Here is a 21,552-nt window from a genome sequence, read left to right as displayed (position 1 = left end):
TCGGGGCGTCAGAAGCTGAAAAAGCACGCCCAGGCGTGCTTTTTCATGTTTGCGCGGCCTTTGCCGGCTTTTGCCTGTTGGTGCGCCGCGTGCGCGATCAGTGCTTGCCGGTGCTGCCGAAACCGCCCGCGCCGCGCTCGCTCGTCTCGAAGTCGTCGACGATATTGAACTGCGCCTGCACGACCGGCACGATCACGAGTTGCGCGAGGCGCTCGAGCGGATTGAGCGTAAACGTCGCATGGCCGCGGTTCCACGTCGAGATCATGAGTTCGCCCTGGTAGTCCGAATCGATCAACCCCACGAGGTTGCCGAGCACGATGCCGTGCTTGTGGCCAAGCCCCGAGCGCGGCAGGATCAGCGCCGCGTAGCCCGAATCGGCGACGTGGATCGCGAGCCCCGTCGGCACGAGCTTCGTTTCGCCCGGTTCGAGCGTGAGCGGCGTCTCGATGCACGCGCGCAAGTCGAGTCCCGCGCTGCCGGGCGTCGCGTATTGGGGCAACTGGTCGCGCATGCGTTCGTTCAGGATCTTGATGTCGATTTTCATGAGTAAAAGTGGGGTTGGCGTAGGGATCAGAGGCGAGAGAGCGCGAACGCTTCGGCCAGCAGTTCATAAGAGCGCAGCCGCGCCGCGTAGCTTCCGGCGATGGTGAGCACGATCAGTTCGTCGGCGGCAAAGCGCTCTTGCAGCACGCGCAGGCGTTCCGTGACGCTTTCGGGCGTGCCGACGATGCTGCGCGGCTTCTCGCGGTCGATCACGAGTTGCTCGCGTTCGCCGTATTCCTGTGCGAGGCCTTGCTCGACGGTCGGGATCGGCGCGTTCAGGCCGAGCGCCATCTGCACGCGGCGCAGATCGACGGCTTTTTCGAGGTCGGCGGCTTCCCGTTCGGTATCCGCGCAGATCACGAACACCGCGCAGGCCAGGTACGGCGTCGCTTCGTGGCCGGCCTGGAAGCGGTCGCGATAGGCGTTCGCCACCAGGTGCCCGAAATGCGCGTTGATGAAATGCGCGAACGAAAAGCGCAGACCGAGCTGTGCGGCGAGTGCGCCGCCGAAGTCGCTCGAACCGAGCACCCACAGTTGCGGCCGCGTTTCGATCTGCGGTTGCAGGAGCGTGCCGCTCGCGATGTGGTCGTCCGGCAGCGTGCCGTCCATGAGTCCGACCAGATCGCGCACCTGCTGTGCGAACTGTTCGCCGCGGCTGTAAGAACCGGCTGCGACGGCCTGTGCCGTGCGCATGTCACCGCCGGGCGCGCGCCCCACGCCGAGATCGACGCGGTTCGGAAAGAGCGCCTCCAGCATCATGAACTGCTCGGCGATCTTGAACGGGCTGTAGTAGGGAAGCATCACGCCGCCCGAACCGATGCGGATGCGCTTCGTCACGCTGCCGAGCCGCGCAAGCATGATTTCGGGGCAGGGGTTGCACACGCCGAGCAGGCCGTGGTGTTCGGCGCACCAGTAGCGCGTGTAGCCGAGGTCGTCGGCGAGCTGCGCGAGTTCGAGGGTCGCGGCAATGGCGTCGGCGGCCGTATGCCCGGTAATCACGGGCGACTGGTCGAGTACGGAAAGAAGCGTCATGACAGCTCACCCTGCTTCTTTCGCGACGCGCGCCGCCTCGGCCTGATCCGCCGACGGCGCCGCGCGCGTCACGAGATGATGCTCTGGTCGGGCAGGCGGCGCGCGATCTCGGCGATCAGCGTCTGCGCGAGCGCCTGCTTGGCTGCGCGTGGCAGCTTCGTGCTTCCGGCAGCTTCGAAGAGGACGACTTCGTTGTCGTCGAGTCCGAAGGTCTGCGGGCCGAGATTGCCGATCAGGAGCGGTACGTTCTTGCGCACGCGCTTTTGCTCGGCATGGACGTCGAGGTCGCCGCTTTCTGCCGCGAAGCCGACGCAATACGGCGGATGCGGCAGCCCGGCGACCGACGCGAGGATGTCGGGATTCTCGACGAACGTGAAGCCGGGAACCTGTCCCTCGGCGGTTTTCTTGATCTTCTGCGTCGCGATGCGATCGACGCGCCAGTCGGCCACGGCCGCCACGCCGATGAACACGTCGTAGTCGGGCACGGCGCGCATGACCGCGTCGTACATCTGCTGGGCCGTCTGCACGTCTTCGCGATAGACGCCCCACGGCGTTTCGAGCGTGACCGGGCCCGCGACGAGATGGACGTCGGCGCCGGCCTGCTGCGCCGCGCGAGCGAGGGCGAAGCCCATTTTGCCGCTCGAACGGTTCGTGATGCCGCGCACCGGGTCGAGCGGCTCGAAGGTCGGCCCGGCGGTGATCAGCACGCGACGGTGTGCGAGCAACTTCGGCGCGAAGAACGAGACGATCGCTGCGTAGACGGCTTCAGGCTCCAGCATGCGGCCGTCGCCCACTTCGCCGCATGCCTGCGGACCGGAATCGGGGCCGAGCGTTTCGACGCCGTCTGCGCGCAGTTGGGCGACGTTGCGTTGCGTGGCCGGGTTGTTCCACATCTGCCGGTTCATCGCCGGAACAACCAGCAGCGGGCAGTCGCGGGCGACGCACAGTGTCGAGAGCAGGTCGTCGGCGAAACCGTGCGCGAGCTTGGCGAGGAAGTCGGTGGAGGCGGGTGCGATGACGATGGCGTCGGCGCCGCGCGAGAGGTCGATGTGCGCCATGTTGTTGGGCATGCGCGCGTCCCACTGGCTGGTGTAGACGGGCCGGCCCGACAGCGCCTGCAGGGTGACGGGCGTGATGAACTGCGTTGCCGCCTCGGTCATGACGACCTGCACGGTTGCGCCGGCCTTGGTCAGAAGGCGCGTGAGCTCGGCGATCTTGTAGCAGGCGATGCCGCCGGTCATGCCGATGACGAGGTGCTTACCGGCGAGTTCGCCCGGGTTGGCAGCAGCGGTGTTCAAGTCCAGTCTCCTTACTCTGGTCACGCGCAAGGCGGTCGATCGGAGTTGGCGCTTCAGCCCTGACTCCGATCCCAGGCACGATGCCCGCTCAGCGCGCGCCGCGCACGCGCCGCAGCTCGTCGATCACCAGCAGCACCGCGCCGATCGTAATCGCGCTGTCCGCGACGTTGAACGCCGGCCAGTGCCATCCGCCCACATGGAAGTCGAGGAAGTCGATCACGTGGCCGTACATCAGCCGGTCGAGCACATTGCCGAGCGCGCCGCCGAGAATCAGCGCAAGCGCCGTGCAGAACATGCGCTGCCCCGCGTGGCGCTTGAGCAGATAGCTGATCACGAGTGCCGCAGCCACGCCGAGCGCCGTGAACGCCCAGCGCTGCCAGCCGCCCGCCGCGGCGAGAAAGCTGAATGCGGCGCCCTTGTTGTACACGAGCACGAGGTTGAAGAACGACGTGATCGCGCGGCCTTCGCCGTAGCTGAACACCCGGGCGATGGCGATCTTCGTGAGCTGGTCGCACAGGATCACGACCACCGCGATGCCGAGCCACGGCGCCAGCGTGCCGCTCGCGCGGGACTGCAACGGCCTGGATTTCGCCATTATGCCGCGCTCCGTGTTTCGCCGTTACCGAAGAGATTGGCGACGCAGCGGCCGCACAGCCCCGGATGTTCGGCGTTTGCGCCGACTTCCTCGCGGTAGTGCCAGCAGCGCTCGCACTTGAGGTACTTCGACGTGATGACCTCGACGCCTTCGTCCGCCTCGCTCTCGACCTTGACGACCTCGGCCGCCGAGGTGATCAGTACGAACTTGAGGTCGTCGCCGAGCGAGGCGAGCGCGTCGTAGCGCGCGCCGCTCGCGAGAATGCGCACTTCGGCCTGCAGCGACGAACCGATCGCATTGGCCACGCGTGCCTCTTCGAGCGCCTTCGTCACGTTGCCGCGCACTTCGCGCAGCAGCGTCCAGCGCGCGATCAGCGCTTCGGCCTGCATGTCGCCCTGCGCGATGTCCGGGAACGCGTGGAACGTCTCGGTGAAGATGGTTTCGGTGTGCGGCTGGAACACCTTCCACGCTTCTTCGGCCGTGAACGAAAGGAACGGTGCGAGGATGCGCAGCAGGCTGTGCGTGATGTGATGGAGCGCGGTCTGCGCGGCGCGGCGGGCCTTCGAGTCGACCGCGCTCGTGTACAGGCGGTCCTTGAGCACGTCGAGATAGAAGCCGCCCAGGTCTTCCGAGCAGAACGTCTGCAGCTTCGCGACGACCGGGTGGAACTCGTAGCGGTCGTAGTGCGCGAGCACGTCGTTTTGCAGCGTGTGCGTGAGCGCCACGGCGTAGCGGTCGATTTCGAGCCACTCGGCGGCGGGCAGCGCGCTCTTGTCGAACTCGAAGTCGGAGAGGTTCGAGAGCAGGAAGCGCAGCGTGTTGCGGATACGGCGATAGCCCTCCGTCACGCGCTTGAGGATTTCCTCGGAGATCGCAAGTTCGCCCGAGTAGTCGGTCGATGCGATCCACAGACGGATGATTTCCGCGCCGAGGCGGTTCGCCACCTCATGCGGATCGACGCCGTTGCCGAGCGACTTCGACATCTTGCGGCCTTCGCCGTCGACGGTGAAGCCGTGCGTGAGCAGCGCGTCGTAAGGCGGGCGGCCGTCGAGCATCGACGCCGTGAGCAGCGACGAGTGGAACCAGCCGCGATGCTGGTCCGAGCCTTCCAGATAGAGGTCGGCCGGGAACTGCAGATCGTCCTTGTGCGAGCCGCGCAGCACGTGCCAGTGCGTCGTGCCGGAGTCGAACCACACGTCGAGCGTGTCGCGGTTCTTCTCGTACAGATTGGCGTCGTCGCCGATCAGCTCGCGCGGATCGAGCGCTTGCCACGCTTCGATGCCGCTCTTTTCGACGCGTTTGGCGACTTCTTCGAGCAGCTCCAGCGTGCGCGGATGCAGCTCGCCCGTTTCCTTGTGGACGAAGAACGCCATCGGCACGCCCCATTGGCGCTGACGCGAGAGCGTCCAGTCCGGGCGGTTCGCGATCATCGCGTACAGGCGCTGCTTGCCCCACGACGGATAGAACGCCGTCGCCTCGATGCCTTCGAGCGCGGTCTCGCGCAGCGTCTTGCTGCCGTCGTTCGGCTTCACGTCCATGCCCGCGAACCACTGCGAGGTGGCGCGGTAGATGATCGGCGTCTTGTGGCGCCAGCAGTGCATGTAGCTGTGCAGGTATTTTTCGCTGCGCAGGAGCGTGCCCGCGTTGTCGAGCGCTTCGACGATCTTCGGGTTCGCCGCCCAGATCGAGAGGCCGCCGAAGAGCGGCAGCGATTCGATGTAGCGGCCGTCGCCCATGACCGGGCTGATGATGTCCGAATCGGCCATGTTGTGGGCCTTGCACGAGGCAAAGTCTTCCACGCCGTAGGCCGGGGCCGAGTGCACGATGCCCGTGCCGGTGTCGGTCGTCACGTAGTCGCCGAGGTAGATAGGCGACGTGCGCTTGTAGCCCGGATGCGCCGCCGCAAGCGGGTGATGGAAGCGCAGATGCGCGAGCTTCGCGCCCGGCGCCGTGGCGATCACGCGGCCATCGAGTTCGAAGTCCTTCATGCAGGCTTCGACGCGCTCTTCGGCGAGAATCAGCAGGCCGCGCTGCGTATCCACGAGCGCGTAGATCACTTCCGGATGGACGTTCAGCGCCTGGTTGGCCGGAATCGTCCACGGCGTGGTGGTCCAGATCACGATGCCACCTTCCTCGCGCGGCAGGGCGGCGAGGCCGAACGCGGCGGCCGTTTCCGCCGGTTGCGCGAACGGGAACATCACGTCGATGGTCGGATCGGTCTTGTCCTTGTACTCGACTTCCGCCTCGGCCAGCGCCGAGCCGCAATCGAAGCACCAGTTCACGGGCTTCAGGCCGCGGAACACGTAGCCTTTTTCGATGATCTTCGCGAGCGCGCGGATCTCGCCGGCCTCGTTCGCGAAGTTCATCGTCTTGTATGGGTTGTCCCAGTCGCCGAGCACGCCAAGGCGCCGGAAGCCGGCCTTTTGCGTCTCGATCTGGCCGGCTGCGTATTCGCGCGCCTTCTGCATGACTTCGGTCGCGGGCAGCGATTTGCCGAACTGCTTTTCGATCTGGATCTCGATCGGCATGCCGTGGCAATCCCAGCCCGGCACGTAGACCGCGTCGTAGCCCGCGAGATTGCGCGCCTTGATGATCATGTCCTTGAGGATCTTGTTCACCGCATGGCCGAGGTGGATGTCACCGTTCGCATACGGCGGGCCGTCGTGCAGGATGAACTTCTTGCGGCCCTTCGAGGCCGCGCGGATCTTCTGGTAGATCTCCTTGTCCTGCCATTCCTTGACCCACTGGGGTTCGCGCTTCGGCAGATCGCCGCGCATCGGGAACGGAGTGTCCAGCAGGTTGACGGGGTATTTCGATTCGGTCTTCTGCGCGGGCTTGCCGGAGGATGCTTTCTTGTCGCTCATGGTGAAATCACGGTGAATTCAGGGGATGCACGGCGTCGGACTCTGCGGCCTCGCCGCTCAACCGTCGCCTCGCGTGCCCGTCGCTTGCTTGCGCGATCACACGATCACGACTGGGCGCCGGGGGCGGGCAACCCGTGCGGCGTCGCCGCGCGCACGGGCCGCGGACTACCTAATTCGGTCGGTGGCCGAAGTGGCGAAACCAGTGGAGCGGCTGCCCGGCGCGTGAGCGGCTGCGAACCACGCACGGGCGTCGACCACGTCGCGCGCAATGGCCGACGTGAGCGTTTCGAGGTCGGCGAACTTCTCCTCGTCGCGCAGCTTCTTCAGGAATTCGACGCGCACGAGCTTGCCATAGGCGCTGCCGTGCCAGTCGAGCAGATGCACTTCGAGCAGCACACGGCCCGAGTCGTCGACGGTGGGCCGCACGCCGAGGCTCGCCACGCCCGGCAGCGGGTGCTCGGCGATGCCGTGCACCTGCACGACGAACACGCCCTTGAGCGCCGGCCGCTTGTGGCCGATCGGCAGGTTCATCGTCGGAAAACCGAGGTCGCGGCCGAGTTTCAGGCCGTGCACGACGTGGCCGCTGATCGCGTAGCCGCAGCCGAGTGCGGCGCGCGCGGCATCGAGGTCGCCCGCGGCGAGCGCGGCGCGCACGCCCGAACTCGAGATGCGCGCGCCGGACGGATCGGCCACGGTCGCCATCTGCTCGACTTCGAAACCGTGCTGCTCGCCGGCCGCCTTGAGCGAGGCGAAATCGCCCGCGCGCTTCGCGCCGTAGCGGAAATCGTCGCCGATCATCATCCAGCGCGTGTGCAGGCCGTGCACGATGATGCGCTCGACGAACGTGTCGGGCGACTGGCTTGCGAACGTGTGGTTGAAGTGCTCGACGACCACGCGGTCCACGCCGTTGTCGCGCAGCGCTTCGAGCTTGTCGCGCAGCATGGCGATGCGCGGCGGCGCGCCGGCCGGATTGAAGAACTCGCGCGGGTGGGGCTCGAAGGTCATCACACAGACGGGCAGGCCGCGCGCCTGGGCGGCTTCGCGCACGCGCGCGAGCAACGCCTGATGTCCGCGGTGGACACCGTCGAAGTTGCCGATGGTGAGCGCGCAGGGCGCGCGGCTTTCGGCGTTGGGAAGACCGCGGAAGACTCTCACGATAGCGGAACGGACCGTTAATGTGTGGCCAAAGCGTGGCCAAAGCGTGATCAATGTGGCGAGAGGCGTTGCAGCAAGGCCGCCGCGACGAAACAGAAGATTATAAACGCTGCAACGGGAATCGCCGCCGTTGCCGCGTCGCACGTAGCCCTCGATGATAAAATCCGCGGATGAAAAATCTCGTCATCCTGATCTCGGGACGGGGCAGCAACATGGAAGCCATTGTGCGCGCGTGCGCGCACGAAGCGTGGCCGGCGCGCGTCGCTGCCGTGATTGCCAACCGTCCGGATGCCGCGGGGCTCGCGTTCGCGGCTTCGCACGGCATTGCCACGGCTGTAGTCGATCACCGCCAGTTTCCCGATCGCGCCGCGTTCGACGCGGCGCTCGCGCAGGTGATCGACGGCTATCAGCCCGACCTCGTCATTCTCGCCGGTTTCATGCGCGTCCTGACCGAGCCGTTCGTCGCGCACTATACGGGTCGGATGCTGAATATCCATCCGTCGCTGCTGCCGAGCTTTCCGGGCCTGCACACGCACCAGCAGGCACTCGACGCCGGTTGCCGCGTGCACGGCGCCACGGTCCACTTCGTCACGCCCGCGCTCGATCATGGCCCGATCGTCGCGCAGTCGGTCGTGCCCGTGCGCACGGGCGACGACGCCGCGGCGCTCGCCGCGCGCATCCTGAAGACCGAGCACGTGATCTACCCGCGCGCGGTGCGCTGGTTCGTCGAAGAGCGTCTTGCGCTCGACGGCGAACGCGTGACGCTCGCGCCGCCCGAGCCGCAGTGGCTTTTCCTTGACGACACCAACGCGAACGCGAACCTGAACGCAAACGCACAAGCCGCCGGGGAGGGCGCATGAGGCTGCATGGATTCCTGATCGGACAAACCGAAACGTTGCTCGCCGACGTCCTTAAGTTCACCGGCCCCGCCGACGCGGTCACGAGCCGGTTCTTCCGCGAGCATCCGAAGCTCGGTCACGGCGAGCGCGGCGTGATCGCCGAAGCGGTGTTCGCGGTCCTGCGCCGCCGCATGGAGTTCGCGCATCTGGCCGAGAGCGGCTCCGGCAGCCCGACGCGGCGCCTCGCGCTGCTCGGTCTGATGGCGACGGCGGGCCGCGCGGCGGTGCGTCCGTTCGTGTCGGATGCCGAGGCGGGCTGGCTCGAACACGTATCGAAGATCGATCCGGCGAGCCTGCCGCAGCGCGTGCAGCTGAACCTGCCCGAGTGGATCATGAACGCGCTCCAGCAGCGCTTCGAGCCCGCCGAACTCGCGCAACTGGCTGCGGCGCTGAACTATCCGGCGCCGCTCGATCTGCGCGCGAACCCCATCAAGGCAAGCCGCGAGGCATTGCTGCGCGCGCTCGGCGAGTCCGGCATCGAGGCCGGTGAAACGCCGTTCGCGCCGTTCGGCGTGCGCGTGGTCGGCAAGCCCGCGCTCTCGAAGCTCGATTCGTTCAGGGAAGGCTGGTTCGAAGTGCAGGACGAGGGCAGCCAGCTGCTGTGCTCGCTGCTCGCGCCGCGCCGCGGCGAGATGATCGTCGATTTCTGCGCGGGCGCGGGCGGCAAGACGCTCGCACTCGGCGCGATGATGCGCTCGTCGGGGCGTCTCTACGCGTTCGACATCTCCGAGCGCCGCCTCGCGAAGCTCAAGCCGCGCCTCGCGCGCAGCGGGCTCTCGAACGTCAATCCGGTGCTGATCGACAGCGAGCACGACTCGAAGATCAAGCGGCTCGTCGGCAAGATCGACCGCGTGCTCGTCGATGCGCCGTGTTCCGGCCTCGGCACGCTGCGCCGCAACCCCGACCTCAAGTGGCGCCAGACGCCCGAGTCGGTCGCCGAACTCGCCCCCAAGCAACTGTCGATCCTCACGAGCGCCGCGCGCTTGCTCAAGCGTGGCGGCCGTCTGGTCTACGCGACCTGCAGCATTCTTGAAGCCGAGAACGAAGCGGTTGTGAAGCAGTTCCTGGAGGCGCATCCGGATTTCGTGCTGGTGAGCGCGCGCGACGTGCTTGCGGAGCAGCGCGTGGGCCTCGATACGGGCGATTACCTGTCGCTGTGGCCGCACCGCCACGCCACCGACGGCTTCTTCGCCGCCGTGCTGGAGCGCCGCGGCGACGCGGGGCCGTCGAAGAAGCAGGCGCAGGCAGAGGCCACCCCGGACGAATCGGCAGCGCCGCAGCAAGCGGCTGATGCGATTGCGCGGGCGAGCGAAACCGCCGACGAGCCGAATGTCGCTGAGTAACTTTCTGGCTTATAACCAGGCTCACGGCCGCGCCCGCGCGAGCGGGTCGCAGGCACGCATGCGCGGCGCGGCGGGTTCGACGGAGAGCGCCGGACGGCCCGCCGCACGCGTGCCTGTCGTGCGCGCGCTTGCCGCGCACGTCGCCCATGCCGCGCGCGTCGTGCGCCAATACGCACCATGATTGAAAACCGTTTGCTGACTCACATGCTGGGCGGCGTGATTCACGACTTCGGTCAGCCGGTCATGCTCTGGCAGATCGGCGTACTGATCGGCGCGCTCATCGTGGCCTTCGTGCTCGCGCGGCTCTTGCGGCGCGGGATCGAAGCGCGCCGCAAGGCGCGCCACGAGGCGCGGCCCTTTGGCGCGGAAAGCCTCACCAAGGCGCTCTTTCCGCTGATCGGCGCGGGCTGCGTCTGGGTGGCGCGCGCGATCGCCAGCAACTTCTTCCACACGTCGCTCCTCAATCTCGCGCTCGTGCCGCTGTTCGGCATCGGCCTCATCTACATCGCGTTCTTCTTCGCGCGCCGCGTGTTCGGCGGCAAGGGCTCGACGCATGCGTGGCTCTCGATCATCGAGAAGCTCGTCTCGCTGATTGTCTGGCTCGTCATGGCGCTGACCGTGCTCGGCATCCAGGACGACGCGCTCGACTGGATGGCGAGCGTGCGCTTTCACGTCGGCACCTCGCACATCAGCCTGCTCTCGCTCGCGAACGCCGTGTTGTGGGTCTGCGTGACGATGGTCGTCGCGATCTGGGCGGGCTCGGCGCTCGAAGACCGCCTGATGCGCGCCACCACGCTCGACGCCAATCTGCGCGTCGTGCTCGCGCGCGTCGGGCGCGCGCTGCTCGTGTTCGCGGCGGTGCTCTTCAGCCTCTCGATCGTCGGCATCGACATCACCGTGCTCGGCGTGTTCGGCGGCGCGCTCGGCGTCGGCCTCGGCTTCGGGCTGCAGAAGATCGCGAGCAACTATGTGTCCGGCTTCATCATCCTGATCGACCGCTCGCTGCACCTCGGCGACACGATCAACGTGAGCGGCCTCGCGGGCAAGGTCACGCAGATCCGCACGCGCTACACGGTGGTGCGCGGACTCGACGGCGTCGAAACGCTGATCCCGAACGAAAAGCTCATCACCGACGTCGTGCAGAACCAGTCGTCGTACCTCACGCGCGGCTACGCCAAAGCGGCGGTGCAGGTGGCCTACGACACGGACCTCGATTTCGCGATGGCGCTGCTCGCGCGGGCGGCACAGGGCGTGGATCGCGTGCTGGCCGATCCTGCTCCGACCCCGTATCTCGTGAGTTTCGGCTCGGACGGCATCGATCTCGAACTGGGTTTCTGGGTCGCCGACGCGGCCACGGGCACGGCGGGCGTGCGCTCGGCCGTGAACGTCAATATCTGGCGCCTCTTCGGCGAACACGGCATTTCGATCCCGTTTGCGCAACGCGAGATCCGCATCGTCGGCGCGGCGGAGATTCCCGGCGTTGTGCAGCGCAGCGCCCGCACCGAGACGCCCACCGCCGGCTGAAAGGTGCCGCAAATGTGCGCGAGCGCGCACTCCGGCGCGCGAGGCCGCGCCGGAACTGAAAAAAATCTTCATTTGTTACAAACACTTGGAACGGTTCGCGTAGAATGCCGTCCAAAGCTTCTCACTGCTTTCACTTCCCTGACTTTGGCAACGTTGTAAGGCTGAAGTCACTCGTCTCTCAGGTACAGACCTTGTTGAATTCCCTGCTCGATTTCCTCGCACACGGGGTGCTGCATTTCTCGTGGTGGCAGATCCTGCTGTACGTGGCCGTCGTCACGCACATCACGATTGTCGGCGTGACCGTGTATCTCCACCGCTGCCAGGCGCACCGCGCGCTCGACATGCATCCCATCGCCAGCCATTTCTTCCGTTTCTGGCTGTGGATGACCACTGGCATGCTCACGGGCCAGTGGGCCTCGATCCATCGCAAGCACCATGCGAAGTGCGAGACGGAGGAAGATCCGCACAGCCCGCAGACGCGCGGCCTCTGGAAAGTGCTGCTCGAAGGCGCGGAGCTGTATCGCGCCGAAGCGAAGAACGAAGAAACGATGCGCCGCTACAGTCACGGCACGCCCAGCGACTGGATCGAGCGCAACATCTACACGAAGTATCCGATCCTCGGCGTGAGCATCATGCTGGTGATCGACGTGCTGCTGTTCGGCGCGGTCGGTCTGACCGTCTGGGCCGTGCAGATGGCGTGGATTCCGTTCTGGGCGGCCGGCGTCGTCAACGGTCTCGGCCACTTCTTCGGCTATCGCAACTTCAATTCGGCGGATGCGAGCACGAACCTGTTCCCGCTCGGCATCATCATCGGCGGCGAGGAACTGCACAACAACCACCACACGTTCGCGACGTCGGCGAAGCTGTCGAACAAGTGGTACGAGTTCGATATCGGCTGGATGTACATCCGCCTGATGTCGATGTGCGGGCTCGCCAAGGTCAAGAAGGTCGCGCCCACGCCGCGTCTCACGAAGGGCAAACTCGTGCCCGACCAGGAAACGCTGCAGGCCGTGCTGTCGAACCGCTATGAAGTGATGGCGCGTTACGCGGAGGCCGTGAAGCAGGCGTATCGCCAGGAACTCGCGCACCTGAAGGAAGTGGGCGCGCGCGAGAAGTACCAGTTGATGCACGGCGCGCGCAAATGGTTCTACAAGGAAGAATCGAGCCTCGACGAGCCGCAGAAGCGCCAGCTTCCGCAGCTCTTCGCGAATAGCCAGCAACTGCGCACGTTCATCGAACTGCGCAACGAACTCGCGGCAATCTGGGATCGTTCCAGCGCGTCGCGCGAACAACTGCTCACGCAACTGCAGGACTGGTGTCATCGCGCCGAGCAGAGCGGCATCAAGGCGCTTCAGGAATTCGCTTCGCGTCTTCGGCGCTATGCATGAGACGTAAGAAAATCCATTAGAATTCAGGTACGTCACAAAACCCCGCGTTGGCGGGGTTTTTCTTTTGGGGCCGCGAAAACCTGTGCCGCTCGCATGGATTTATCGGCAGCCATTGGCAGTGCAGCCCAATTTGCATGGGACCAGAGTAAGCGCTGAAGCACTAACTCTGGTCGACTGCGTTACCGGCATGGGACCAGAGTAAGTGCTAAAGCACTAACTCTGGTCGACAGGAGGAGATCATGAGTCAGGCGATCAGGAAGGTCGAATACGACCGGCCGCAGGGCGCCGTTTGCAGCGTCGGACAGGCGTGGGCACGCGTGCCCGATGCCCCGAGCGCAGCACAACGCGTGGCATTGAAAGAGCGCATTCGTGCGCTGCTCTTGCGCGAGAAGGCAGTGCTCGTCGCGCACTATTACGTCGATCCCGAACTACAGGAGCTGGCGGACGAAACCGGCGGCTGCGTGGCCGATTCGCTCGAAATGGCGCGCTTCGGCCGCGATCATGAAGCACAAACGCTCGTCGTGGCCGGTGTGCGCTTCATGGGCGAGACGGCCAAGATCCTGAGCCCCAACAAGCGCATTCTGATGCCGGACCTCGAAGCGACCTGCTCGCTCGACCTCGGCTGCCCCATCGACGAATTCTCCGCGTTCTGCGACGAACATCCCGACCGTACTGTCGTCGTCTATGCCAACACCAGCGCCGCCGTGAAGGCGCGCGCGGACTGGATGGTGACCTCGTCGATCGGTCTTGAGATCGTCGCGCATCTGCATGCGTCGGGCCAAAAGATCCTCTGGGCGCCGGACCGCCATCTCGGCAGCTATATCCAGAAGAAGACCGGCGCCGACATGCTGATGTGGCAAGGCTCGTGTCTCGTGCACGACGAGTTCAAGGGCATCGAACTCGATTTGCTGCGCGCCCAGTATCCCGATGCAAAGGTGCTCGTGCATCCCGAATCGCCGGAAGCCGTCGTCGCACTTGCCGATGTGGTCGGCTCGACCACGCAGTTGATCGACGCGGCCGTGAAGCTCGACGCGACGCACTTCATCGTCGCGACCGATCTCGGCATCCTGCACAAGATGCGGCTCGCCGCGCCGAACAAGACCTTTATCGACGCGCCCACGGCCGGTAACAGCGCCACCTGCAAGAGTTGCGCGCACTGCCCGTGGATGGCGATGAACGGCCTCGAAAATCTCGCGGACGTGCTGGAGCGCGGCCACAACGAGATTTTTGTCGATGCGGCGCTCGGCGAACGTGCGCGTCTGCCGATCGACCGCATGCTGGCTTTCGCAGCCGAGCACAAGCGCCGCGTGCAGGCGAGCGGCGACCTCGCGCGCGACGGCGCGCTCTTCGCGAACGTGGGGGCGGCGTAAATGGGTGCGAGAGCTCTGATCGGCGTCGAGGCGGCATCGCCGTTGCTCGCTGAAGTGCGCGCGCAGTACGGCGCGGCATTCGACGCGGCCATCGCCCGCAACGTGGCCGAAGCACTCGCGGAAGACATCGGCGCCGGCGACCAGACGGGCCGTCTCGTGAGCGCGGACGAAATGCGCGATGCACGCATCATCGTGCGCGAAGAAGCGGTGCTGTGCGGGGTGCTGTGGTTCGACGGCGTGATGAAGAGCGTCGACGCGCGCATCGAGGTGCACTGGCACTATCGCGAGGGCGAGCACATGAGCGTCGACTCGACGGTCTGCTCGCTGCGCGGTCCGGCGCGTGCGCTGCTTACCGCCGAGCGCAGCGCGATGAACTTCCTGCAGCTGCTCTCGGGCGTGGCGAGCGCGACGCGCCGCTACGTGGATGCGATTGCGCACACGCAAACGCGCATCGTCGACACGCGCAAGACGCTGCCTGGCCTGCGCCTCGCGCAGAAGTACGCGGTGCGCGTGGGCGGCGGGGCGAACCAGCGGCTCGCGCTCTACGACGGCATCCTCATCAAGGAAAACCACATCGCCGCTGCGGGCGGCGTGGGCGCGGCGGCAGACGCCGCGTTTGCGCTCGACGCGGCCGTGCCGGTCCAGATCGAAGTGGAGACGCTCGCGCAACTCGACGAAGCGCTTGCGCATGGCGCGAAGTCGATCCTGCTCGACAACTTCTCGCTCGACGCGATGCGCGACGCGGTGCGCCTCACGGCGGGCCGCGCGGTGCTCGAAGGATCGGGCGGCGTGAATTTCGACACCGTGCGTGCAATTGCCGAAACGGGCGTCGACCGCATTTCGATCGGCGCGCTCACGAAGGACGTGCGCGCAACCGACTACTCGATGCGGATCGTCTGAGCGCGCGCGCTGCAAGGCGAAGACACGCGAAAACAAGCGAAGACAAGCGCAAACGACAAGGGCCGCCTCGCAAGAGGCGGCCCTTTGTTTTGATGCGGTGTTCGCGCGCCTAGCCGATCGTGCGGTTGCGCACGCGCTCCGGTGAGAGCACGCTCGGCAATGCTTTCGGCAGCGTGTTCGGCCAGTCGCGGCTGTAGTGCAGGCCGCGGCTTTCGCGCCGCGAGCGCGCGCTCTCGACGATCAGCGAGGCGACTTCGACGAGATTGCGCAGTTCGAGCAGATCGCGCGTCACGCGGAAGTTCGCGTAGTACTCGAGAATCTCGTCGCGCAGGAGGGAGAGGCGATGCTGGGCGCGCTCGAGCCGCTTGTCGGTGCGCACGATGCCGACGTAATTCCACATCAGGCGGCGCAGTTCGTCCCAGTTGTGGGCGACGACGACTTCTTCGTCGGAGTCAGAAACGCGGCTTTCGTCCCAGTCGGGCAGCGGTGCGTGTGCGGCGGCGGCGAAGCCTTCCGCCTCGATCGCCTGGGCCGCCGAACGCCCGATCACGAGGCATTCGAGCAGCGAATTGCTGGCGAGCCGGTTCGCGCCGTGCAGGCCCGTGTACGAGGTCTCGCCGACGGCGTAGAGGCCCGCGAGGTCGGTGCGGCCCGCGAGGTCGGTGACGACGCCGCCGCAGGTGTAGTGCGCGGCCGGTACGACGGGAATCGGCTCCTTCGTGATGTCGATGCCGAAATCCCGGCAGCGCGCGAGGATCGTCGGGAAGTGCTCTTCGAGGAACGCGGCCGGCTGGTGGCTGATGTCGAGATGCACGCAGTCGATGCCGTGCTTCTTGATTTCGAAATCGATGGCGCGCGCAACGATGTCGCGCGGCGCGAGCTCGGCGCGCGCGTCGTGTTCGGGCATGAACCGGGTGCCGTCGGGCAGACGCAGCACGCCGCCTTCGCCGCGCACCGCCTCGGAAATCAGGAACGACTTCGCATGCGGGTGGAAGAGGCAGGTCGGATGGAACTGGATGAACTCCATGTTCGCCACGCGGCATCCCGCGCGCCAGGCCATGGCAATGCCGTCGCCGGTGGCCGTGTCGGGGTTCGTCGTATAGAGATAGACCTTGCCTGCGCCGCCGGTCGCGAGGACCGTGTGCGGCGCCTGGATCGTCACGGTGCGGTCGTTCTTGAGATCGAGCGCGTAAAGACCATGACAGCGGCGCCCGGGCAGGCCGAGGCGGTCGGACGTGATCACGTCGATCGCGTGGTGATCTTCGAGGATCGTGATGTTCGGATGCTGGCGCGCGCGCTCGATGAGCGTCTGCACGACGGCGTGGCCGGTTGCATCGGCGGCGTGGATGATCCGGCGATGGCTGTGGCCGCCTTCGCGCGTGAGGTGATAGCCCAGCTCGGCGGCGGCGTCCTTCGTGAACGGCACCTGCTGCTGGATCAGCCACTCGATCGCGGCGCGGCCATTTTCGACGATGTAGCGCGTCGCGCCTTCATCGCACAGGCCGCCGCCGGCAACCAGCGTGTCGCCGATGTGATTCTCGACGCTGTCGGTCGGATCGAGTACCGCGGCGATGCCGCCTTGCGCCCGATCGCTCGCGCCTTCGGTCATATCGCGTTTCGCGATCACCACGACGCGCCGTGTGTCGGCGAGGTTAAGCGCGACGCTCAGGCCCGCCAGGCCGCTGCCGACGATCGCAACATCGAAATTCATGGTCCTGCTTCTCCATCTCTTGTCCTATTGCGGCGCGCGGTGCGGCCGATGAAGCGGGAAGCATACTCCCAACGGCGGCGAGAGGAAAAGCCGAACGAATGCCACGATGAGCAAAGCTGTCTTGCGCGAAGTGATGTGGCGAACCGGAAAAAGAAAAACCCCGCACAAGTGCGGGGTTTTCTGTCTTCGTCAGGCTCGGAACCAGATTACTTGATCTTGGTTTCCTTGTACTCGACGTGCTTGCGAACAACCGGGTCGAACTTCTTGATCGACATTTTTTCCGGCATGTTGCGCTTGTTCTTCGTGGTCGTGTAGAAGTGACCCGTACCTGCGGTCGACTCGAGCTTGATCTTGTCGCGGATGCCCTTGGCCATGATTTACTCCTTAGACTTCGCCACGTGCGCGCAGATCTGCGAGCACGGAATCGATACCGTTCTTGTCGATCAGGCGCAGGCCTGCATTCGACAGGCGCAGACGCACCCAACGGTTTTCGCTTTCAACCCAGAAACGGCGGTTTTGCAGATTCGGGAGAAAACGACGCTTGGTCTTGTTGTTCGCGTGGGAAACGTTGTTGCCGCTCATCGGCGCTTTCCCAGTTACTTGGCATACGCGTGCCATGAGAGCACTCCTAATACGCTAATTCTGAGTTCGTGAGCCGCTAAAGTTTCCCAGGCGAGATATGGCGGGCAAGGGGGCGCTCACGTATGGATGAGAAACAACCTCGAACCCAGCTCATTCCCCCCTGGAACGCCTTGACAGGCTTCGGAACAGGGTTGGAAACAGGCAAACCGTAATTCTAGCGGAAAAACCGCAGGAAAATCAAGCCCGATTTGCAACGGCAATAGTGCGGACCGTGCCGGCGTTCGTGGCGCCGGCTTGCATGGAGCCTGTCAGTTCCAGCCGTTGCGGGCGAACGAATAAGTCTCCCGCGCGCCGATCACGAGATGGTCGACCAGTTGGACGTCCACGAGCGCAAGCGTTTCGCGCAGCACCCGGGTGAGGCGCCGGTCGCTCGCGCTCGGCTGGACGGCTCCCGAAGGATGGTTGTGCGCGACGATCAGACTCGCGGCATTGAGCATCAGCGCACGCCGCACGATTTCGCGAGGATACACCACCATGCGCGTGAGCGAGCCACGCGAGCTTTCTTCTGGGCGGATCAGGCGATGCCGCACGTCCAGATAAAGGCACACGAAGACTTCATAGGGCCGGGCGCCGATCATCAGGCGCAGATAGTCCTCCACCGCGCCCGGTGTATCGACGAGCGGTTTTTCGTCGAGCTGCTCGGCCAGTGCGCGGCGGGCAAGTTCGAGCACGGCAAGCAGCTTGGCGGCTTTCGCCGGACCGATGCCGCGCAGGCCATCGAACTCCTCGCGTTGCGCGTCGAGCATGACGCGCAGCGAGCCGAACCGGTCGATGAGCGAGCGCGCGACATCGAAGACATCGTGGCCCGGCAAGCCCGAGCCTAGCAGCAAGGCGAGCAGCTCCACGTCCGAAAGCGCGCCTGGGCCGGACGTGCGCAGGCGCTCTCGCGGCATGCTTCGTGCGTGCGCTTGCGCCGCGTTGCCGCAGGCGGGGGGCGGCGCGTCTCGCCTGGCGGGAACAGGGCGAGCGGGATGAACAGGGCGAGGAGCGCCCGTCGGTGTTTCGGCGCTGGGCCAGACTGGCTTTGCGCAGGCAGCTTCCAGCATTGCGACCTCCATGGGGCGGCTGGAAGGCGGCCGGATCGCGCCTGGTGCGACAACCGGGCTTCGCCGGATCGCGCACGCACGCCCCAACCGCCTCGGATAAGTGGCTTACAATACGGGTTTTGCGGCTGCGCCAGCGCGGCCGGACCGGCGCCTTACGGGTGCGACCAGACGACAATGAGTACCGTATGACCATCATCGACATCTCCGAGGTGAAATCGGGTTCCCACGTAACGCTGCATTACCGGCTCGCACTCGCCGACGGCACCGACGTCGTCAATACGTTCACCGAGCACCCGGCGACCCTGATGATCGGCGCCGGACAGATCGCACCGCCGCTGGAAGAGATTTTGCAGGGCCTGAAGGTGGGGCACCATTCGACCTTTCAGCTAGGGCCGGACGTCGCTTTCGGCCAGCGCAGCCCCTTACTGATCCAGCGCATCTCGCTTGGCACGCTGCACGAACACGGCATGGAACGCGAAGAGTTCACTCCCGGCGATCTGATCGAATTCAATGCAGCCGATGGCGGCCGCATTGCGGGCGTGGTCAAGGAGATCGACGAGACCTCGGTACTGTTCGATTTCAATCACCCGCTCGCAGGCCAGGCGGTTGAGTTTGAAGTGAAAATCATCGGAATTCTGTAAGCCCATGACCTCCCCGGACACGTCCTTGATTGCCGACACCGAAATCCTGCTCGCGCAGCCGCGCGGCTTCTGTGCCGGTGTCGATCGCGCCATCGAAATCGTCGAGCGCGCGATCAAGCAGCACGGCGCACCTATCTACGTGCGCCACGAAATTGTCCACAACGCCTACGTGGTCGAAGATCTGCGCAAGAAAGGGGCGATCTTCATCGAGCAGCTCGATGAGGTGCCGTCCGGCAACACGGTCATATTCAGTGCGCACGGCGTTTCCAAGGCGGTGCGCGCGGATGCCGAGGCGCGCGGGCTGCGCGTCTACGACGCCACGTGCCCGCTCGTCACCAAAGTGCATGTCGAAGTCGCGAAGATGCGCGACGAGGGCCTCGACATCGTGATGATCGGCCACAAGGGCCACCCCGAAGTCGAAGGCACGATGGGGCAGGCCGAAGAGGGCATGTATCTCGTGGAAGACGCCGCCGACGTAGCGGCGCTGCAGCTGCGCGATCCGTCGCGCGTGGCGTTCGTCACGCAGACCACGCTCTCCGTCGACGACGCGGCCGATATCATCGCGGCGCTCAAGGCGCGTTTTCCCACCATCCGCGAGCCGAAGAAGCAGGACATCTGTTACGCCACGCAAAATCGCCAGGACGCCGTGAAATTCATGGCGCCCCAGTGCGACCTCGTGATCGTGGTCGGCAGCCCGAACAGCTCGAATTCCAACCGGTTGCGCGAAGTCGCCGAGAAGCGCGGCGTCACTGCCTATATGGTGGACGCCGCCTCCCAGATCGACCCGCAATGGCTCGTGGGCAAGCACCGGATCGGTCTGACGGCGGGCGCCTCGGCGCCGGAGGCGCTTGCGCAGGAGATCATCCTGCGTCTGCGCGAATTGGGTGTGCGCAATGTGCGCGCGCTGGAAGGCATCGAGGAGAACATCGCGTTTCCGTTGCCGCGCGGGCTCGGTTTGCCGGGCTGAAGCTTTCAGGTTCGGATCAGAAAAGCGCGCCGCCGGCGCGTTTTTTTCGCCCGTTGATCGCTCCACCATGCCATAAACAGTCAATAAAATGGGGGCGTAACAGCGTAAAGCGGCGATCAACCCGTACAAAGTTGGGGGTTTTTGGTCGTCCCGGGTCGAAAATCGAACCGAATTTTTAAATGCGGCCCCATTTACTGACGACCCTCCAGCCGACCTGAACAGAAAGTGCGCCGACACGGCGCATGACGACCCGCTGCGTTCGTGCTCTTAAATGCTCCGAAAGGCCGCCGCCTGACAAGGCCTTGCGGCCACTGCCTGCAACACTTGGTGCAAATCCTGGTTCTTTTGGTGCAACTGATGACCGAAAATCCGGTGCTACCGACGGTGCAACCCATATTGTTCGCTGGTCTGGGAGTGCGGTTGCAATGCAGGAAAACCCTGCCGGTTCAACCATATTGCTGCCCGCATAATTGGAGTTACAATGCGCGCGTCCTGAAGGCTTGACGGCCTTTCAGCGAATAATTCGGTAGGTGCAGGAGACCTGATTAATGCAAGTTGATTTTGCTTACGCCGCGTTTTCGGCGACTGCGGTTGTGCTGCGCAATGCGTGGCACGACAGCAGTGCCGGGACGGGTGGGGCGGCGGCGAAGGTGGCCGCGCGCCTGGCAGGGACCGACGTGCAGACCGACGTGCATTCAGGACATGACGATGAAAACGGCAAGCCGCATCTTTTTAGCGCGCGTGCTGCAAAGGGGACAAGGATGACCGCGGTTCCCGTAGTCATGACAAATGGTATGCAACTTGCTCGTGCACGCACCGGCGCGAGCGCTGTTTTCGTGACGAGCCGCAGAGCGCGCGTCGTCGCCATTTTTCACAATGGCGCGTCGCGGCAATGGGGTTCGTTGGCTGGTCTGACCGAAGCCGCTCGCAGCGATGCGGCGTTTTCGGCCAACCCCGGCAGCGAGGACGGGATGCAGAAGGGAGTCATGACGCGTGACGCATCCATGGTTGGCCGCGAGGCTATTGGCCATAGTGTCGTCGCGAACGTTACAGGTAGTTGAACACGACGGCACCGAACCATCCGGCGGTGCCGTTTTTGCATCTGCTTCCGGGGAGTCCGCCGCTGTAACACAGCGGCGATTCGAACCGGGTGTGGGTAACCGTAACCGGTCTTTTACTTCAGTACCCGAGAGTGTCGTTGCGGTTCCGTAAAACATCGCCCACCGGCCGATGCACAGCGCGAATCCGGTCGCACGGGCTAAGGAGCATTAAATGGATATCTTCATCCAGCAGATCCTGAATGGGCTGGTGCTTGGCAGCATCTACGCCATCATCGCACTGGGCTACACCATGGTGTACGGGATTCTGGGCATCATCAACTTCGCGCACGGCGACGTGCTGATGGTCGGGGCGATGGTTGCGCTGTCCGCCATCAACGTGCTGCACAATCATTTCCCGGGCCTCGGGAACATCGCGACGCTGACCATCGCGCTGATCGTCGCGGCGATCGTCTGCGCGGTCGTCGGGTACGCGATCGAGAAAATCGCTTACCGGCCGCTGCGCCGCGCACCGCGCCTCGCGCCGCTCATCACCGCGATCGGCGTGTCGATCCTGCTCGAGACGCTCGCCATGAT

The 21,552-nt window shown here is 65.1% G+C and carries 21 protein-coding genes; 11 read left to right on the top strand and 10 right to left on the bottom strand.

Annotated features, from left to right (window positions below; genetic code table 11):
* Positions 1–97: 97 nt before the first annotated feature.
* The 6 genes from dut to ACFPTO_RS07730 form a co-directional block, all read right to left on the bottom strand.
* Complete coding sequence (gene dut, locus ACFPTO_RS07755; RefSeq protein WP_377710599.1) at positions 98–544, bottom strand: dUTP diphosphatase; 447 nt, start codon at positions 542–544, stop codon at positions 98–100.
* Between the two features lie 26 nt (positions 545–570).
* Positions 571–1,575: an LLM class flavin-dependent oxidoreductase gene (locus ACFPTO_RS07750; protein WP_377710598.1), complete on the bottom strand. Its 1,005-nt coding sequence runs from the start codon at positions 1,573–1,575 to the stop codon at positions 571–573.
* A gap of 68 nt (positions 1,576–1,643) precedes the next feature.
* Positions 1,644–2,873, bottom strand: a complete 1,230-nt coding sequence (coaBC, locus tag ACFPTO_RS07745) for a bifunctional phosphopantothenoylcysteine decarboxylase/phosphopantothenate--cysteine ligase CoaBC (RefSeq protein WP_377710596.1) — start codon at positions 2,871–2,873, stop codon at positions 1,644–1,646.
* A gap of 88 nt (positions 2,874–2,961) precedes the next feature.
* Positions 2,962–3,468: a signal peptidase II gene (lspA, locus tag ACFPTO_RS07740; protein WP_377710595.1), complete on the bottom strand. Its 507-nt coding sequence runs from the start codon at positions 3,466–3,468 to the stop codon at positions 2,962–2,964.
* Positions 3,468–6,332, bottom strand: a complete 2,865-nt coding sequence (ileS, locus tag ACFPTO_RS07735) for an isoleucine--tRNA ligase (protein WP_377710593.1) — start codon at positions 6,330–6,332, stop codon at positions 3,468–3,470. The genes lspA and ileS overlap by 1 nt, the downstream gene beginning before the upstream one ends.
* Before the next feature lie 165 nt (positions 6,333–6,497).
* Positions 6,498–7,487, bottom strand: coding sequence for a bifunctional riboflavin kinase/FAD synthetase (locus tag ACFPTO_RS07730; protein WP_377710591.1), 990 nt, complete (start codon positions 7,485–7,487; stop codon positions 6,498–6,500).
* A 170-nt stretch (positions 7,488–7,657) separates the two neighbouring features.
* Between ACFPTO_RS07730 and purN the strand changes: the two genes are divergently transcribed.
* From purN to nadC, 7 genes are all read left to right on the top strand, one after another.
* On the top strand, positions 7,658–8,347 hold the full coding sequence (gene purN, locus ACFPTO_RS07725) for a phosphoribosylglycinamide formyltransferase (protein WP_377710590.1): 690 nt from the start codon (positions 7,658–7,660) through the stop codon (positions 8,345–8,347).
* Positions 8,344–9,729, top strand: coding sequence for an RsmB/NOP family class I SAM-dependent RNA methyltransferase (locus tag ACFPTO_RS07720; protein ID WP_377710588.1), 1,386 nt, complete (start codon positions 8,344–8,346; stop codon positions 9,727–9,729). The genes purN and ACFPTO_RS07720 overlap by 4 nt, the downstream gene beginning before the upstream one ends.
* Positions 9,716–9,910, top strand: a complete 195-nt coding sequence (locus ACFPTO_RS07715) for a hypothetical protein (RefSeq protein WP_377710586.1) — start codon at positions 9,716–9,718, stop codon at positions 9,908–9,910. The genes ACFPTO_RS07720 and ACFPTO_RS07715 overlap by 14 nt, the downstream gene beginning before the upstream one ends.
* Complete coding sequence (locus ACFPTO_RS07710; RefSeq protein WP_377710585.1) at positions 9,907–11,253, top strand: mechanosensitive ion channel family protein; 1,347 nt, start codon at positions 9,907–9,909, stop codon at positions 11,251–11,253. Before ACFPTO_RS07715 ends, ACFPTO_RS07710 begins: the two co-directional genes overlap by 4 nt.
* A 191-nt stretch (positions 11,254–11,444) precedes the next feature.
* Positions 11,445–12,641, top strand: a complete 1,197-nt coding sequence (locus ACFPTO_RS07705; protein WP_377710583.1) for a DesA family fatty acid desaturase — start codon at positions 11,445–11,447, stop codon at positions 12,639–12,641.
* A gap of 239 nt (positions 12,642–12,880) precedes the next feature.
* A complete protein-coding gene (gene nadA, locus ACFPTO_RS07700) occupies positions 12,881–14,011 on the top strand; it encodes a quinolinate synthase NadA (RefSeq protein ID WP_377710582.1) in 1,131 nt (376 codons plus the stop codon).
* The gene (nadC, locus tag ACFPTO_RS07695) at positions 14,012–14,911 is read left to right on the top strand and encodes a carboxylating nicotinate-nucleotide diphosphorylase (RefSeq protein WP_377710581.1); all 900 of its coding nucleotides are present in this window, start codon (positions 14,012–14,014) and stop codon (positions 14,909–14,911) included.
* A 109-nt stretch (positions 14,912–15,020) separates the two neighbouring features.
* Here the strand turns inward: nadC and nadB are convergent, their stop codons facing one another.
* The 4 genes from nadB to radC all read right to left on the bottom strand — a co-directional run bounded on the left by nadB (position 15,021) and on the right by radC (position 18,310).
* Positions 15,021–16,622, bottom strand: a complete 1,602-nt coding sequence (gene nadB / locus ACFPTO_RS07690) for an L-aspartate oxidase (RefSeq protein ID WP_377710579.1) — start codon at positions 16,620–16,622, stop codon at positions 15,021–15,023.
* Between the two features lie 206 nt (positions 16,623–16,828).
* Positions 16,829–16,996, bottom strand: coding sequence for a 50S ribosomal protein L33 (rpmG, locus tag ACFPTO_RS07685; protein WP_027817504.1), 168 nt, complete (start codon positions 16,994–16,996; stop codon positions 16,829–16,831).
* A gap of 10 nt (positions 16,997–17,006) precedes the next feature.
* Positions 17,007–17,240 (bottom strand): 50S ribosomal protein L28, encoded by a 234-nt coding sequence (gene rpmB, locus ACFPTO_RS07680; protein WP_293046108.1) that lies wholly within the window; start codon positions 17,238–17,240, stop codon positions 17,007–17,009.
* A gap of 272 nt (positions 17,241–17,512) precedes the next feature.
* Positions 17,513–18,310: a RadC family protein gene (gene radC, locus ACFPTO_RS07675; RefSeq protein WP_377710576.1), complete on the bottom strand. Its 798-nt coding sequence runs from the start codon at positions 18,308–18,310 to the stop codon at positions 17,513–17,515.
* 185 nt (positions 18,311–18,495) lie between these two features.
* Between radC and ACFPTO_RS07670 the strand changes: the two genes are divergently transcribed.
* From ACFPTO_RS07670 to ACFPTO_RS07655, 4 genes are all read left to right on the top strand, one after another.
* Positions 18,496–18,951 carry an FKBP-type peptidyl-prolyl cis-trans isomerase gene (locus ACFPTO_RS07670; RefSeq protein WP_377710574.1) on the top strand — a complete coding sequence of 152 codons (456 nt, stop codon included), beginning with the start codon at positions 18,496–18,498 and terminating at the stop codon, positions 18,949–18,951.
* A 4-nt stretch (positions 18,952–18,955) separates the two neighbouring features.
* Positions 18,956–19,918, top strand: a complete 963-nt coding sequence (gene ispH / locus ACFPTO_RS07665) for a 4-hydroxy-3-methylbut-2-enyl diphosphate reductase (protein ID WP_377710573.1) — start codon at positions 18,956–18,958, stop codon at positions 19,916–19,918.
* A 548-nt stretch (positions 19,919–20,466) separates the two neighbouring features.
* A complete protein-coding gene (locus ACFPTO_RS07660; RefSeq protein WP_377710571.1) occupies positions 20,467–20,979 on the top strand; it encodes a hypothetical protein in 513 nt (170 codons plus the stop codon).
* Positions 20,980–21,190: 211 nt separating this feature from the next.
* Positions 21,191–21,552, top strand: a 362-nt coding sequence (locus tag ACFPTO_RS07655) for a branched-chain amino acid ABC transporter permease (protein WP_377710570.1), incomplete at its 3' end; no start/stop codon positions are given.

The sequence above is a fragment of the Paraburkholderia denitrificans genome (assembly GCF_042655705.1).
In the GTDB taxonomy this organism is placed as follows: Bacteria; Pseudomonadota; Gammaproteobacteria; order Burkholderiales; family Burkholderiaceae; genus Paraburkholderia; species Paraburkholderia denitrificans.
Note: the sequence above shows the minus strand (reverse complement) of the source record. Positions and strands in the feature narration are given on the sequence as shown.